The following is a 14253-nucleotide window of genomic DNA, read 5'->3' as shown; positions in this document are numbered from 1 at the left end:
GGAGCGCCCGCGCCGTGCGTGCCGTGGGGGGCCGGGCCGTCGGGAGCGGCCGACCCGGTGGTGCTGGTCGCCCACGGCAGCCGGGACCCGAGGGCTGCCGAGGCGACCCGGGCGCTGGCTCGGGCCGTGTCGGCCGTCCGCCCGGGCGCGCCGGTGCTGGCGAGTTGGCTGGACCACACCGAGCCAGGGCCAGCGACGGTGCTGCGGGACCTGGCCGCCGCCGGGCACCCCCGGGCCGTGCTGGTGCCGCTGCTGCTCACCGCGGCGTACCACCGGCGGGTGGACGTCCCGGCAGCCGTGGCGGCCGCCCGGGAGGCGGGACCACCGATCGCGGTACGGGTGACCGACGTGCTCGGTCCCGCCGACGGGGAGGTGGACGCCGGTCTGCTGGCGGGGCTGCGCCGACGGCTGGCCGAGGCGGAGCCGGGGCGGTTCGACGCGCTGGTACTGGCGGCAGCCGGCACCAGGGACGCCCGGGCGCGCGGGTCGGTGGGTCGGGTGGCCGCCGCCCTCGCCGCCGGACTCGGGGTGCCGACCCGTGTGTCGTACGCCTCGGCGGCCCCGCCGGAGGTCGCCGAGGCGGTGGCCCGGCTGCGGGACCGGGGTGCCCGGCGGGTGGCCGTGTCGGCGTACTTCCTGGCTCCGGGCCTGTTCCACGACGCCGTCGCCGTGTCGGCGCGGGGCGCGGGGGCGGTGGCCGTGTCCGCCCCGCTGACCGACGCGCCGGAACTGGCCGACCTGGTCCTGCGGCGGGTGGACGCCCTCGGCCGGGTGGCGGGAGTCACGCCCCGTTCATGATCGTCGACTGGCCCCGGCGGGTACCGGCAGGACATGCGGACAGCGATACGCCCCGGCGGGCGTACCCGGCCGGGGCGTATCGCTGGTGCGTGGGGATCAGGCGGAGTGAGCGCGCAGCACCCGGAGGCCACCGCGGCGCTTGACAGCCCGCCGCTCCTCCTCGCTCATCCCGCCCCAGACGCCGGCGTCCTGACCGGACTCCAGCGCCCACTGCAGGCACTGGTCGGTCACGGAGCAGCGCCGGCAGACGGCCTTGGCCTGCTCGACCTGCAGGAGAGCCGGTCCGGACGTCCCGATCGGGAAGAACAGCTCCGGGTCCTCGTCGCGGCAGACAGCATGGTGACGCCAGTCCATGGCGGCAACACTCCTCATTCTGGGTGGGTGGCAGATATTGCTTCTGTTGCTTTTCCTATATGCATCCGCAGCGCCGATGGTGACGGTTCGCGTCTGCCTATTCGGCAATGCGTGAGCAGGCTGTGTCGGCCCCGCGGACCTGCTGGAACAGCTCAACCTGACGAGCGTATCCAGGCAATGTCCCGGTAACTCAAGTTCGCTTGTGAATACTTTCACGAACATCGGGGATGTCAAGGGTGACGCTCGGAAAAACTCCGGGCGGTGAGCAAGCCCACAACCCCTTTGTCCGGATTCCAGCGCCTTCCTGGTTACCCGGCGTACCACTGTCGAGGATCAATATAGTACAGTCCGCGTGACATTGCTGACATTTCCGGCACCTGCCCCTCGGTGTGGCGGCCGTCGCATCGACCGGTGGCGCGACCGCGTCGACCAAGGGCAGTACCCGAGACCTAGCAGATTACTCTCAGTGCGGCGGGAATGGATGTGAATCTGACTTTCTCCCGCTCGCCAAGGTAGTCGCCGTCGAGCTGGAACGCCTGCGGACGGGCCGAGACCAGGGTGAACTCGGCAACATCGTGCAGCCGCAGCACCTGGCGGCCGTGCGGATCCGGCGTCCGGGAGAAGAACTGCGTCACCGTCCGTGTCGTGCTGGCCACCCGCAGCTGACGTAGTGCCAGCACGTCCAGGCCCAGATCGAACGACGCCTCCGGGTTCGGGTTCACCTCGCGGTCCCCCAGATAGGTCCACGGGGCGGTGTTCTGGATGATGGCCGTCGCCAGCTCGCCCTCCGCCGGCTCGCCCGGGCGCTCCAGACTGATCGCCGGATGACGGCGGTCGGAGTTGAGGAAGTACTGGGCCACGGTGGACCGGAAGTAGAGGGCGGGCGTCGAGACCCGGCCCCGCCGGCGGGCCTGCTCCACGCGGTGGATGACGGCCGCGTCGACGCCGAAGCCCGCGCAGAAGGTGAAGTAGCGGTCGTCGGCCCGGCCGAGCCCGATCGTCCGGTACCGGCCCAGCCGCAGGCCCTCCAGGATCATGCTGGTCCCGTCCGGCCAGTCCCGGGGCAGGCCCAGCGCCCGCGCGAAGACGTTCGTGGAGCCCCCCGGCACGGTCGCCAGGGCGGGCAGCCGCTCGGCCGGCGTGGCCCCGTTCGGCAGGGTCGGCGGCTGCGCCGCCATCAACCCGTTGACGACCTCGTTGACCGTCCCGTCGCCACCGAGCGTGACGACGACGTCGACGCCCTCCTCGGCCGCCTCGCGCGCCAGGTCGGTCGCGTGGCCCCGCCGTCGGGTGTAGCGCACGGAGAGGTCGACTTCGCTGCGCAGTGCCCGGACCAGGACGTCCCGGCTGCGCTCGCTGGTGGTGGTGGCCTTCGGATTGACCACCAGGACGGCCCGCATGGGCGGCACTGTACCGCGCGCCACCACGGGTATCGTGGCGCGCGTGACCATCGACTCCGACCCGTTCCCCGTCACCCTCCGCTGGGCGGTCCGGTTGCTGCGGGCCGAGGCGGTCGCCGTGGGACTGGTCGCCGCGTGGCTGCTCTGGGCCGACCTCACCGCCACCACCACCGACCTCACGTCGGCGTTGCTGGTGACCGCGTTCGCCATCGGCGCGGCGGCGGCCCTCTGGGCGCTGGGCGGCGCGCTGACCCGACGGCGGGCGGGAGCCCGGGCCCCGGCGATCGTGCTCCAGTTGATGCTGCTGCCGATCGGGTGGTTCATGATCCAGGGCGGCATGGGGTGGCTCGGCGTACCGCTGATCGCGCTCGGCCTCGGCGTGACCGCACTGCTGGTCAGCACCCCCACCACCCGGGCCCTCGGCTTCGGGTGACGCCCGGCGTGGCGCCGGGCCGAGGTGTCAGTAGCCGGAGGCGCGTCGGGTGAGCAGCGAGATGGTGGCCTTGCCGTCGGCGGCCGTCGCGGCCGCGGACGTGGTCAGCGCGGTGAGCACCTTCCAGGCGAACGACGACTCGGCGGGGAGCGTGGCGCCACGCACGGTCGGCACGGTCACCTCCACGGTGAGCGCGTCGTCGGTGACCGCGAAGCGGCAGTCGAGCTCCGCGTCGCGGGTGGCGATGGCGAGCAGCATCGCGCACGCCTCGTCGACGGCGATCCGCAGGTCCTCGATCTCGTCGAGGGCGAACTGGAGCCGCGCCGCGAGCCCCGCGGTGGCGGTACGTAGCACCCCGAGGTAGCCCCCGTCCGCGGGCACGGTGAGGTGCACGACGTCGTCGTCGGTCGTCGGCTGCCCGGTCAGTTGAGTCACCACTCATCCCCCCGGTCGGGGACTCTACCCGCTCGGTCGCCCGCACGTGTGGGGACCGCCACGTTCCCGCGCGGCGGGACCCGTCAGCGCGTCGCCACCGAGCCGGTGGGGGTCGGTTCGTGGCCGGCCGATCCGGGCGCCACGACGACGACGGCCGGCACGCCCTCGGGGCGTGCCGGCCGGATCGTCGGCGGACCGGTGAGGGTCACGCCTGCTTGGTCTCCCAGAAGATCTTGGAGATCTCGTCGATCTTCTGGAGCAGCTCGTCGGCCTTGGACGGGTCGGTGCCGCCCTTCGCGCCGGCGGCGCCGGCCAGCTTGGTGGCCTCGTTGAACAGCTGGTGCAGGTGCGGGTACTTCTCGAAGTGGGCCGGCTTGAAGTAGTCGGTCCAGAGCACCCACAGGTGGTGCTTCACCAGGTCGGCGCGCTGCTCCTTGATCAGGATGGCGCGGGTGCGGAACTCGGGGTCGGTGTTGGCCTGGTACTTCTCGCAGATCGCCTTCACCGACTCGGCCTCGATCCGGGCCTGGGCCGGATCGTAGACGCCGCAGGGCAGGTCGCAGTGGGCGCTGGCGGTCACGCGGGGCGTAAGGATGCGCGGAAGTCGCATCAGGATCCTCCATGGGAAGTTTGCGATGATCCAAGACGACATTACTCCTGGACGCGCTCCGGGGAGGCCGGGTGGAGGGGAAACCGATGGGGACCGATTACCCGGCGGTGGGCCCCCGGTTGCGGTGGCCGCTGACCGCCGTCCTGGTGACCGGCCCCTCCATGTCGCCCACGCTGCGGCACGGCGACGCGGTGCTGGTGCGCCCGGGTGACCGGGCGGTGCGCCCCGGCGACGTCGTGGTCGCCGTCTTCCGCAGCCGCCCCGACCTGCTCGTGGTCAAGCGCGCGGTACGCGCCCAGGACGGCGGCTGGTGGTTGCGCGGCGACAACGACCTGATCGCCGACGATTCCCGGGCGTACGGGGTGGCCGACGTGCGGGGTCGCGTGGTGGCCCGCTACTGGCCCCGCCCCGCCCGGGTGCGCCCCCGTCGGATATGACCCCGCTCACATCGGTGTGACGGTCGCGACACTATGCTCGGGGCGTGCCCGGGTGACCCCCGCACCGCGTGCCGCCGCTCGGCGCCTCACCTCGCGTCCGCGCCGGCCGCTCCGTCTGCTCGACAGATCATGGAGTCACCATGTCATCGTCCCCCGTGGACCCCGCTGATCCCGTCTTCCGGCTGCACCGGGGCGGCAAGATGGCCGTCGCCTCGACCGTCCCGCTGACCAGCCGGGAGGACCTCTCCCTCGCGTACACCCCGGGTGTGGCCCGGGTCTGCGAGGCGATCGCCGCCGACCCGACGCTCGCCGACGACTACACGTGGGCGTCGCACACCGTCGCGGTCGTCACCGACGGCTCGGCCGTACTCGGGCTGGGCAACATCGGCCCGCGCGCGTCGCTGCCGGTGATGGAGGGCAAGGCGGTGCTGTTCAAGCAGTTCGCCGGGGTCGACGCGGTACCGGTCTGCCTGGACACCCAGGACGTGGACGAGATCGTGGCCGTGGTGCGCGCGCTGGCCCCGTCGTTCGGCGGGATCAACCTGGAGGACATCAGCGCCCCGCGCTGCTTCGAGGTGGAGCGCCGCCTCGACGAGGCGCTGGACATCCCGGTCTTCCACGACGACCAGCACGGCACCGCGATCGTCGTGCTCGCCGCCCTGCGCAACGCCGCGGCGCTGCTCGACCGCAAGCTCGGCGACCTGCGGGTGACGGTCAGCGGCGCCGGCGCGGCCGGGGTCGCGGTGACGAAGATGCTCGTCGCCGGCGGCGTGAACCCCGACCAGGTGGTGGTCTGCGACTCCAAGGGCATCATCGGCCGGCACCGGTCCGAGCTGACCGGCAGCAAGGCCGAGTTGGCCGCGAGCACGAACGCCGGCCGCCGCGAGGGCGACGTCACCGAGGCGCTGCGCGGCGCCGACGTGCTGATCGGCGTCTCGGGCGGGCAGATCCCGGAGGCGGCGATCGCCGGCATGGCCCCCGGGGGCATCGTCTTCGCGCTGGCCAACCCGACGCCCGAGGTGCACCCCGAGGTGGCCGCCCGGCACGTCGCGGTCGTCGCCACCGGCCGCAGCGACTACCCCAACCAGATCAACAACGTGCTGGCCTTCCCGGGCGTGTTCCGGGGCGCGCTGGACGCCCGCGCCACCCGGATCACCGAGGGCATGAAGGTCGCCGCCGCCGACGCCATCGCCGGCGTGGTGGCCGAGTCGCTCACCGCCGAGGCGATCGTGCCGTCCCCGCTCGACCCCCGGGTCGCCCCCGCGGTGGCCGAGGCGGTGGCCGAGGCCGCCCGCCGCGACGGCGTCACCCGCTGACGGTGTGAGGGGCCCTTTCCCGTCGCCCGACGGCGGGAAAGGGCCCCTCCGCGCGTCGGTGCCCTTCTTGTCGGGGGCTCGGCTTGTTACCGTGCCGATCATGCGTGCCGCCTTCGCCTCCCGCTTCGACGACGCCAACCCGCTCGCCGCGCTCACCGTCGGCGAGCAGCCCGAGCCGACCCACCCGGCCGACGACTGGGTGACCGTGCAGGTGCGGGCCAGCTCCCTCAACCACCACGACCTCTGGTCCCTGCGGGGGGTCGGGCTGCGCGCGGAGCAGTTGCCGATGATCCTCGGCTGCGACGCCGTCGGGGTGGACCCGGACGGCAACGAGGTCGTCGTCTACCCGGTGATCCCGACCCCGGGGGACCCGCGCGGCGTCTCCATCCTCTCCGAGCACTTCCCCGGCACGCTGGCCGAGCGGGTCGCCGTACCCCGGTCGAACCTGCTGGCCCTGCCGGCGGGCCTGGCGGCGGCGGACGCGGCCTGCCTGCCGACGGCCTGGCTGACCGCGTGGCGGATGCTGACCACCAGGGGCCGGGTCGACGAGGCCGACGCCGTGCTCGTGCAGGGCGCCGGCGGGGGCGTGGCCACCGCGGCCGTCGCGCTGGCCGTCGCGATGGGCAAGCGGGTGTACGCGACCAGCCGCGACGCCGCCAAGCGGGAACGGATCGCCGAGCTGGGCGCCACCGCCGTCGAGCCCGGCGCCCGGCTGCCGGAGCGGGTCGACGTCGTCATCGAGACGGTCGGGGCGGCGACCTTCGACCACTCCCTGAAGTCCGCCGCGCCGATGGCCCGGATCGTGGTCTCCGGCGCCACCAGCGGGCACGAGCCCAAGGTCAACCTGCGCCGCGTCTTCGCCATGCAGCTGGAGATCCTGGGCACCTCGATGGGCACCCCGGACGAGCTGGCCGCCCTGCTCGCGTTCTGCGCCGAGCGCGGCGTACGCCCGGTGGTGGACACCGTGGTCCCGTTCAGCGAGGTCGCCGACGCCTTCGCCCGCCTGCACTCCGGCGACGTCTTCGGCAAGGTCGTCGTCGACCACACCGCCTGAGGCACGCACCGGTGGCCGCCCCCGAGCGGGGAGGCCACCGGTTGACTCAGAGGCGGTTGTCGAGGGTGGCGACGTCGTCGCGGGCGGCGTCGGTCGGGATGCGGCCCTTGGCGGCCTGGTCGCCGTAGAGCGACCAGCGCAGGAACTCGACCGTGGTGTCGGCGACCACCCGCAGCGCGGCCCCGTCGCTGAGCAGCGCCCGGCCGTGGTCGCCCTTCGGCAGGCTCAGCATCGCCTTCGGCCAGGGCACCTTGTCGTAGACGGCCTTGCCGGCGGCGTACTCGACCACCTCGTCGGCCTCACCGTGCACGAAGAGCTGCGGGGCGGCGGCGCCCGCGAAGGCGGTACCCACGCCGAGCGCCGTGCCGGCGAAGACCACCCCGGCGTCCAGCCGCTCGTCCCGGCCGGTCGTGAAGAGGCCGATCGTGGTCACCCCGCCGGCGGAGTGCCCAGCCGCCGCCACCCGGTCCGTGGCGAGCCGGCCGCGCAGCGGGTCGCCGGACCTGCCGTCGAGGGCGAGCACCTGGGTCAGCACGTACGACACGTCGGCCGGCTGGTTGAGCACGTCGAGCACGTTGCCGTCGCTGCCGGAGGCGGTGTGCGGGAACGTCGGCGCGGCCACCACGAACCCGGCCGCCGCCCACCGGGTCAGCAGCGCCCTGTAGTCGGCCGGCCGGGCGCCCAACCCGTGGCTGAACATCACCACGGGGAACTTCCCCGTGGCGGCGTCCGCCGACCCCGCCGGCTGCCCGCCGGGCTTCCCGGCCGCCGGATACCAGACGGTCACCGGCAGCGGCCGCTTCCCGTCGCGGTTCAGCTTCAACTGACGTACGCCGACGGCGAAGGCCCTGCCGGGCGCGGTGCCGGCGGGCACCCGCGGGGCGGGGGTGACCGCCTGCGAGGGCGGCGCCGGGGCGGTCACCTGCGGAGCCGCCTCCCGCGGAGCCGGCCCGGCGTCGTCGGAGCAGCCGACCAGACCGGCGGTGAACAGCGCGGAGGCGAGCAGGGCGGGGGTGACACGACGCGGCATGGAGACGATTGTGCCTCGCGGCTCGCCCCGGCCCACCGGGGATCGACGCAGGCGCTCCCCGGGTGCCCGTCCGCCCCCTTCCTGCCTCGCCGTTCCGGTGCCGTGCACGTCGGTCTGCGCCTCGGGCGGCAGCCGGCCTGCGCTTCGGCGGCGTCGGGCTGTGCCTCAGGATCCGTTGCTGCTGGCCCGGGCGGGACGCGGTCGGGAGCCCGGCGGAGCGTCAACCGATCATGGGCGCGGCTCGGGGGCGACGCGGGCGCGCAGGCGGGTCAGGTCGGCGGCGTCCTTGTCTCGCCGGGGCCGGTCCGGCATCCAGACGGGAAACATCTCCTTGAACTCGATCTGCGCGGCCACCGAGATCATCGGTACGGCCAGCGGGCCGATGCGACCGGGCGGGCCGGTCAGCATGCCGTCCGGCAGCGCCGTGCCCGCCCAGGGCCCGGCACCCACCACCACCTGCCCCGTCGCGTCACGCGCCAGGTACGCGACGCTCATCTCGACGTCTGCTCGGACGAGGTCGAGTTGCAGGTCGACGGGCATCCGGGGGTCGGGCCGCCAGCCGCGTCCGCGCAGCAGGTCGGCCAGCCGGTCGGCGTCCGCGCGCCAGCAGTACCAGTCGACGTCGACGTGCGCTCTGGTGACCTCGCCCAGGTGGAAGTCCATGGCCCAGCCGCCGCGTAGCCACACCTCGATGCCGGCCGCCGCCGCGAGCCCGGCCAGTTCCGCGATGCCGTCCAGTTGCCGCCTCGCGAGATCGTCCACAGCGGCACCGTAGCCGGATGGTCCCTCCCGCGCACGCGCCTTTGTCTGCTCGGCCCGGCGGTGACCGGTGGCGGGAGCGGGGCGCGGGCGGGAGCGGGCGCTGGCGGCAGGGGGCATGTCCGGCTCCCGCGCCGGCACGGGAGGGATCAGCGGGCGAGGCGGGTCTCGTACGCCGTCACGCCGGGGGAGCGGGCGTCGGCGGGCAGGCGGCGGCCGGCTGCCTCGTCACCGTAGAGCGTCCAGCGGAGGAAGTCGGTGGTGGTGGCGAGAACCTGGTCGAAGCCCGGCAGGCCCGGGCTCAGGTACTCGCCGTGGCCCTGCCCGAGCAGGCTCAGGAAGGTGGACGGGCCGATGGTGCGGTGGTACGCGGCGCGGCCGACCGTCACCGGCACGATCCGGTCCGCCGTGCCGTGCACGAAGAGCAGCGGGGCCGCCGGCCCGGCGAAGCTGCCGGCCATGCCGCCGCCGGCGATCACGATGCCGGCGCGCAGCCGCCCCGAGCGCCCGGAGGTGAACATGCCGGCGGTGGTGAAGCCGCCCGCCGAGTGGCCGGCGGCGGCGATCCGGGCGACGTCGAGGTGCCCGGCGAGCGGGTCCCCGGCCCGGGCGTCGAGCCGCACCAGGTGCCGGATCAGCCGCCAACCGTCGGCCGGCTGGTGGCGTACGTCGGCGCGGCTGAACCGGACCGCGCCGCGCCGGGTGTGCGGGTAGGCCGGGGCGGCCACCACGAACCCGGCGGCGGCCCAGCGCGTGGTCAGCCCGGCGTGCAGTTCGGGCAGGCTGTGCAGCCCGTGGCTGTAGACCACCACGGGGAAGCGGCCGGCGGCCACCGCGCCGCGATCTGCCGGGTACCAGAGGGTCACCGGCAGGGGACGCGCCGAGGCCGGATCGACGGTGAAGGTGCGTACGCCGACGGCGTAGGCCGCCACGGGCGCCGGGCGCGGCGGCGGCGGTGCGCCGGGCGCGGCGGTGGCCGCCGGGGAGCACCCGGCCAGCAGCGTCGTCATCAGTACGGCGACCAGCCGCTTGATCCCCACGGCTTCACGGTAGGTGCCCGGCGGCCCGCGGCGGTCCCGCCGTCCGGACCGGACGCCCCCGCCACCCGGGCGGATCGTCTCCACCGGCCGGCTCGACCTGACCCCGGTACGCGTGCCGGGGACGGCGGCGGGGAACCGGCTTGGCTAGGGTCACCGCCATGTCTGAGAACCGCACCGACCCGAGCGGCAACACCGAGGCGTTCCGCGCCTACGCCCACACCGCCGAGCCCGAGGCTCCGGCGGGCGCCTCCCGGACGCCGCTGCTCGTCGGCGCGGCGGCGGTCGCGGTCGTGCTGGTCGCCCTGCTCGCCTGGCTCGCCCTGAGCTGACCGGCGTTGGAACCAGCAGGTGACCCGGGGCCGGGCACTCCCGTCACGCCGTCCGGCACGCGGCGTCCGGCGCGCGCCCCCGGGGCGGTGGCGGAGGCTCCGCTCCGGTCTTCGCGGCATCCGTCGGGGCAGCGCCGCCCTCGGCCTGGTGTTGCTGCTCGCGGGGCTGACGAACGCGGTGGCCACCGGTGCGTACAAGTGGCACCTGCACGCCAAGGCGGAGCGGCTACGGGCGGACGGCGTCCCGGTACGGGCGACCGTGACCGACCGGCGCGACACCGTCGGACGCGGCGGCGGCACCGACACCGTCCAGGTCTGGTACGACTACGAGGGCGTCCGGCACAACGAGCGCATCCTCTGCGGCCCGGCCAGTGGCTGCCTGCGCGATCCGCCCGAGGTGATGACGCTCTGGGTCGACCCGGAGCGCCCCGGTGAGTTCGTCGCCGCCAACGGCGTCACCGACGACTCGGTCTTCTTCCTCAACTCCTGGGGTGGCATCCCATTCGGGCTGCTGGTCGCCACGGCGGGCGGGGCGTTCGTCTTCGCGGCCCTCGTCCCGACCGGGATGTTCGACCGGCCCACCCCCGCACCACCGCGCCGAGGGCCGGGACGCGACCGGGTCCGGCGCACCCGATCCGCCCGGCGTCGCGCCCGGGGCCGACGCTGAGCGTACGGCGTCCTGCCGGGGCCGACGCTGAGCGAGGTCAGTCGGCTGCGGCGACCACCGCGCGGGTCTGGAGGGCGATCTCGCGCTCCTCGTCGGTGCCGACGACGCAGACGGTCACCTCGGCGCCCTCCGGCGAGACGACCCGGTCGCCGCTGCCGGCGTTGCGTTCCGGGTCCACCGCGATGCCGAGCCGCTCCAGGCCGGCCAGGGCGGCGGCGCGTACCGGCGCGGCGTGCTCGCCGACGCCGGCGGTGAAGGTGACCGCGTCCACCCGGCCGAGCAGGGCGTAGTACGCGCCCACGTAGCCGGTGATCCGCCGGCAGTAGACGTCGAAGGCGAGCGTCGCCGCCGGGTCGCCCTCCGCCCGGCGCGCGAGCACCTCGCGCATGTCGTTGGCGCCGGTCAGCCCGAGCAGGCCGCTGCGGTGGTTGAGCAGGTCGTCGATCTCGTCGACGGAGAGCCCGCCCTCCCGGCGCAGGTGGAAGATCACGGTCGGGTCGAGGTCGCCGCTGCGGGTGCCCATGACCAGGCCCTCCAGGGGGGACATGCCCATCGAGGTGGCCACGCTCCGGCCCCCGGCCACCGCGCAGGCGCTCGCGCCGTTGCCGAGGTGCAGGGTGATCGTGTTCACCTCCGCGTACGGGCGGCCGAGCAGTTCGGCGGTGCGTCGCGACACGTACGCGTGCGAGGTGCCGTGGAAGCCGTAGCGCCGGATGCCGTACCGCTCGGCGGTGGCCCGCTCGATCGCGTAGGTCGCGGCGGCCTCGGGCAGGGTGTGGTGGAACGCGGTGTCGAAGACGGCGACCTGCGGCACCTGCGGCAGCGCCGCCCGGGTGACCTCGATGCCGGTCAGGTTGGCGGGGTTGTGCAGCGGTGCGAGCGGGATCAGGTCGCGGATCGCGGTCAGCACCGCGTCGTCGACGAGCACCGGCTCGCCGAACCGCTTCCCGCCGTGCACCACCCGGTGACCGACGGCGGCGAGCCCGCTCAGGTCCAGCCCGTCGAGGATGGCCCGGACGGCCGTCTCGTGGTCGGCCGGGCCGCCACCGGCCTCGCCGACCCGCTCCACGGTCCCCTTGTCGATCACCCGGTCGTCGTCGAAGAGCCGGTACTTCACCGACGACGACCCGCAGTTGAGCACGAGGACCCGGCCGGTCTCCTGCGGCGCGGGGGCACCGTCGACGGGCGCGTTCATGACGACTCCTCGGTGGCTGCGGCCTGGATGGCGGTGATCGCCACGGTGTTCACGATGTCCGGCACGGTGGCGCCCCTGGACAGGTCGTTCACCGGCCGCCGCAGGCCCTGCATGACCGGCCCGACGGCCACCGCCCCGGCGGAGCGCTGCACCGCCTTGTACGTGTTGTTGCCCGTGTTCAGGTCCGGGAAGATGAAGACCGTGGCCCGGCCGGCGACCTCGCTGCCCGGCAGCTTCGTCGCCGCGACCGCCGGGTCGATGGCGGCGTCGTACTGGATGGGCCCCTCGACGAGCAGGTCGGGCCGGCGTTCCCGGACGAGCTTGGTGGCCGCCGCGACCTTCTCGACGTCGGCGCCCGCTCCGGAGCTGCCGGTGGAGTAGGACAGCATCGCGACCCGTGGTTCGATGCCGAACCGGGCGGCGGTGTCCGCCGAGGAGATGGCGATGTCGGCGAGCTGGGCGGCGTCCGGGTCGGGGTTGACCGCGCAGTCGCCGTAGACCAGCACCCGGTCGGCGAGCAGCATGAAGAAGACGCTGGAGGCCACCGAGACGCCCGGCACGTTGCGGATGATCTCGAACGCGGGGCGGATGGTGGCGGCGGTGGTGTGGGTCGCGCCGGAGACCATGCCGTCGGCGTGCCCCGTCTGCACCATCAGCGTGCCGAAGTAGTTGGGCTGGGCGACGACGTCGTGGGCCAGGTCGAGGGTCATGCCCCGGTGCGCGCGCAGCTTGGCGTACGTGGCGGCGAACTCGTCGCGCCACTCGCTGGCGACGGGGTCGACCACCTGCGCGCCGGTGATGTCGATGCCCAGCTCGCGGGTGCGCCGGGCGATGTCGTCGGGGCGGCCGAGCAGGGTGATGTCGGCGACGCCCCGGCGCAGCAGGATCTCCGTCGCCCGCAGGATCCGCTCCTCCGACCCCTCGGGCAGCACGAGGTGCCGGCGCCGGGTCCGGGCGCGGTCGATCAGGTCGTACTCGAACATCAGCGGGGTGACCCGCTCGGAGCGGCTGACCCGCAGCCGGCGGGCCAGGTCGTCGGTGTCCACGCAGCGCTCGAACGCGCCGAGCGCGGCCTCCACCTTGCGCGGGTTGGCGGCGCTGGGCCGCCCCTCGATCCGGCTGGACGCGGCGACCGTGTCGTAGCTGTCGCTGGGCACGGAGAGCACCGCGAGCCCCGTGTTGAGCCCCTCGACCAGCCGCATCGCGCGCGGGTCCGGCCGCTCGCCGAGGGTCAGCACCAGTCCGGAGACCGAGACCTGCCCGGCCACGTGCGCGGCGCTCGCCGCCACCAGCAGGTCGGCCCGGTCGCCGGGGGTGATGACCAGGGCGCCCTCGGTCAGGTGGTCCAGCAGGGTCGGCACGTGCGCCGCCCCGACCACGTAGTCGAGCACGTCGCGGCTGAGCGCGTCGTCGTCGCCGGCGAGCAGGGTGGCGCCGAGCGCCGCCGCCACCTCGGCCACCGTCGGCGCCGACACGGTCGGCACCTCCGGGATGGCGTACGTGGGGACGGGCAGCTCGGGCAGCGTCATCGGCCCGGGGACCCGGTTGGCGATCACCGCCAGCACCGTCGCCCCGAGGTCCTCCAGATCGTGGTACGCCCCGCGTGCGGCGGCCGCGATCGCCGCCGGCTCCTGCTCGAAGCCGTCGATGACGGGCACCACCACGCTGCCGAACTCGGTGGCCAGCCGGGCGTTGAAGGCCAGCTCGCGGGGGCCGGCGCCGTCGCCGCCGTCGGCGAAGTCGCTGCCCACCACGACCACGGCGGGGCAGCGCCGTTCGACCTCCCGGTAGCGCTCGACGATGCCGCTGATGAGCTCCTCGCGCCGCCCGTCGGCGACGAGTGCCGTCGCCTCGGCGTAGCTGGTGCCGCTCAGCTCGGCCAGCGGCAGCTCGATCCGGTAGCGGTCACTGAGCAGGGCGAGGATCGGATCGGGGCCCTGCCCGCGTACCAGCGGTCGGAACGCGCCGATCCGCTCGACCTGCCGGGACAACAGTTCCGCGAGCCCGAGGGCGACGGTCGACTTCCCGCCGCCGGATCCCACGCTGGTCAGGTACACACTCCGCGCCACCCACCCACCCTAGAAGATCTTCGGATTCCCGGCTCGGGTCCTTCGCCCCCTTTCGTCGATCATGAAGTTGTCGCGGAGCCCGGCGCAGTCCAGGCAGGGGCTACTCGTCGTCGGGGTCGTCGAGGCGGGCCAGCCAGGTGGCGAAGCGCTCGATCGGGGTCTCGAACTCCGGGTTCAGGTCGACGAAGTCGCGCAGGCGCTCGCCGAGCCACTCCATGCTGACCTGCTCTTCGCCCCGGCGTTCGACCAGTTCCTCGATACCGCGGTCGGTGAAGTACATGCTGTCGGTTCCCTCTTCGTCGCTGTGCTGTGCGGGCCGTGGTGCCG

At 74.3% G+C, this 14253-nt stretch carries 18 protein-coding genes; 7 read left to right on the top strand and 11 right to left on the bottom strand.

Features of this window, described 5'->3' with window-relative positions:
* The first annotated feature begins 18 nt into the window (after window positions 1-18).
* Window positions 19-798, top strand: coding sequence for a sirohydrochlorin chelatase (locus CLT72_RS16590; protein WP_101412618.1), 780 nt, complete (start codon window positions 19-21; stop codon window positions 796-798).
* A gap of 96 nt (window positions 799-894) precedes the next feature.
* Here the strand turns inward: CLT72_RS16590 and CLT72_RS16585 are convergent, their stop codons facing one another.
* Together CLT72_RS16585 and CLT72_RS16580 are read right to left on the bottom strand one after the other, a co-directional pair.
* Window positions 895-1152 (bottom strand): WhiB family transcriptional regulator, encoded by a 258-nt coding sequence (locus tag CLT72_RS16585; RefSeq protein ID WP_007072794.1) that lies wholly within the window; start codon window positions 1150-1152, stop codon window positions 895-897.
* Between the two features lie 449 nt (window positions 1153-1601).
* Entirely contained in the window at window positions 1602-2552 is a 951-nt protein-coding gene (locus CLT72_RS16580; RefSeq protein ID WP_101415216.1) for a diacylglycerol/lipid kinase family protein, read from the bottom strand.
* Between CLT72_RS16580 and CLT72_RS16575 the strand changes: the two genes are divergently transcribed.
* The gene (locus CLT72_RS16575; protein ID WP_284039288.1) at window positions 2551-2985 is read left to right on the top strand and encodes a hypothetical protein; all 435 of its coding nucleotides are present in this window, start codon (window positions 2551-2553) and stop codon (window positions 2983-2985) included. The two genes, CLT72_RS16580 and CLT72_RS16575, sit on opposite strands and share 2 nt — an antisense overlap.
* A gap of 27 nt (window positions 2986-3012) precedes the next feature.
* On the opposite strand, the gene CLT72_RS16570 is transcribed toward CLT72_RS16575, so the two are convergent.
* The 3 genes from CLT72_RS16570 to sodN all read right to left on the bottom strand — a co-directional run bounded on the left by CLT72_RS16570 (window position 3013) and on the right by sodN (window position 4030).
* Window positions 3013-3420, bottom strand: a complete 408-nt coding sequence (locus CLT72_RS16570; protein ID WP_101412617.1) for an ATP-binding protein — start codon at window positions 3418-3420, stop codon at window positions 3013-3015.
* Between the two features lie 83 nt (window positions 3421-3503).
* Window positions 3504-3629 (bottom strand): hypothetical protein, encoded by a 126-nt coding sequence (locus CLT72_RS32850; protein ID WP_486484271.1) that lies wholly within the window; start codon window positions 3627-3629, stop codon window positions 3504-3506.
* The gene (sodN, locus tag CLT72_RS16565) at window positions 3626-4030 is read right to left on the bottom strand and encodes a superoxide dismutase, Ni (protein ID WP_088998581.1); all 405 of its coding nucleotides are present in this window, start codon (window positions 4028-4030) and stop codon (window positions 3626-3628) included. The genes CLT72_RS32850 and sodN overlap by 4 nt, the downstream gene beginning before the upstream one ends.
* Before the next feature lie 86 nt (window positions 4031-4116).
* Here sodN and CLT72_RS16560 point away from each other — a divergent pair, with 86 nt between their 5' ends.
* From CLT72_RS16560 to CLT72_RS16550, 3 genes are all read left to right on the top strand, one after another.
* Window positions 4117-4467: a S24 family peptidase gene (locus CLT72_RS16560; protein WP_101412616.1), complete on the top strand. Its 351-nt coding sequence runs from the start codon at window positions 4117-4119 to the stop codon at window positions 4465-4467.
* Window positions 4468-4607: 140 nt separating this feature from the next.
* A complete protein-coding gene (locus CLT72_RS16555) occupies window positions 4608-5783 on the top strand; it encodes an NAD(P)-dependent malic enzyme (RefSeq protein ID WP_101412615.1) in 1176 nt (391 codons plus the stop codon).
* 91 nt (window positions 5784-5874) lie between these two features.
* Window positions 5875-6837: a zinc-binding dehydrogenase gene (locus CLT72_RS16550; protein ID WP_101412614.1), complete on the top strand. Its 963-nt coding sequence runs from the start codon at window positions 5875-5877 to the stop codon at window positions 6835-6837.
* A 46-nt stretch (window positions 6838-6883) separates the two neighbouring features.
* Here CLT72_RS16550 and CLT72_RS16545 read toward each other — a convergent pair whose 3' ends face one another.
* The 3 genes from CLT72_RS16545 to CLT72_RS16535 all read right to left on the bottom strand — a co-directional run bounded on the left by CLT72_RS16545 (window position 6884) and on the right by CLT72_RS16535 (window position 9636).
* Entirely contained in the window at window positions 6884-7867 is a 984-nt protein-coding gene (locus CLT72_RS16545) for an alpha/beta hydrolase family protein (RefSeq protein ID WP_101412613.1), read from the bottom strand.
* A 228-nt stretch (window positions 7868-8095) separates the two neighbouring features.
* Entirely contained in the window at window positions 8096-8629 is a 534-nt protein-coding gene (locus tag CLT72_RS16540) for a nucleotidyltransferase domain-containing protein (protein WP_101412612.1), read from the bottom strand.
* A gap of 146 nt (window positions 8630-8775) precedes the next feature.
* Window positions 8776-9636: an alpha/beta hydrolase family protein gene (locus CLT72_RS16535; protein WP_284039312.1), complete on the bottom strand. Its 861-nt coding sequence runs from the start codon at window positions 9634-9636 to the stop codon at window positions 8776-8778.
* A 188-nt stretch (window positions 9637-9824) separates the two neighbouring features.
* On the opposite strand from CLT72_RS16535, the gene CLT72_RS31960 reads away from it, so the two are divergent.
* The gene (locus CLT72_RS31960) at window positions 9825-9995 is read left to right on the top strand and encodes a hypothetical protein (protein ID WP_158242034.1); all 171 of its coding nucleotides are present in this window, start codon (window positions 9825-9827) and stop codon (window positions 9993-9995) included.
* Between the two features lie 148 nt (window positions 9996-10143).
* Window positions 10144-10662 carry a hypothetical protein gene (locus CLT72_RS16530; protein ID WP_101412611.1) on the top strand — a complete coding sequence of 173 codons (519 nt, stop codon included), beginning with the start codon at window positions 10144-10146 and terminating at the stop codon, window positions 10660-10662.
* 37 nt (window positions 10663-10699) lie between these two features.
* On the opposite strand, the gene CLT72_RS16525 is transcribed toward CLT72_RS16530, so the two are convergent.
* From CLT72_RS16525 to CLT72_RS16515, 3 genes are all read right to left on the bottom strand, one after another.
* Entirely contained in the window at window positions 10700-11857 is a 1158-nt protein-coding gene (locus CLT72_RS16525; protein ID WP_101412610.1) for an acetate kinase, read from the bottom strand.
* Window positions 11854-13926 carry a phosphate acetyltransferase gene (gene pta / locus CLT72_RS16520; RefSeq protein WP_101412609.1) on the bottom strand — a complete coding sequence of 691 codons (2073 nt, stop codon included), beginning with the start codon at window positions 13924-13926 and terminating at the stop codon, window positions 11854-11856. The genes CLT72_RS16525 and pta overlap by 4 nt, the downstream gene beginning before the upstream one ends.
* Window positions 13927-14026: 100 nt before the next feature.
* Window positions 14027-14206, bottom strand: a complete 180-nt coding sequence (locus CLT72_RS16515) for a DUF6104 family protein (protein ID WP_088998590.1) — start codon at window positions 14204-14206, stop codon at window positions 14027-14029.
* Window positions 14207-14253 lie beyond the last annotated feature (47 nt).

Source organism: Micromonospora sp. CNZ309 (assembly GCF_002846525.1).
Note: the sequence above shows the minus strand (reverse complement) of the source record. Positions and strands in the feature narration are given on the sequence as shown.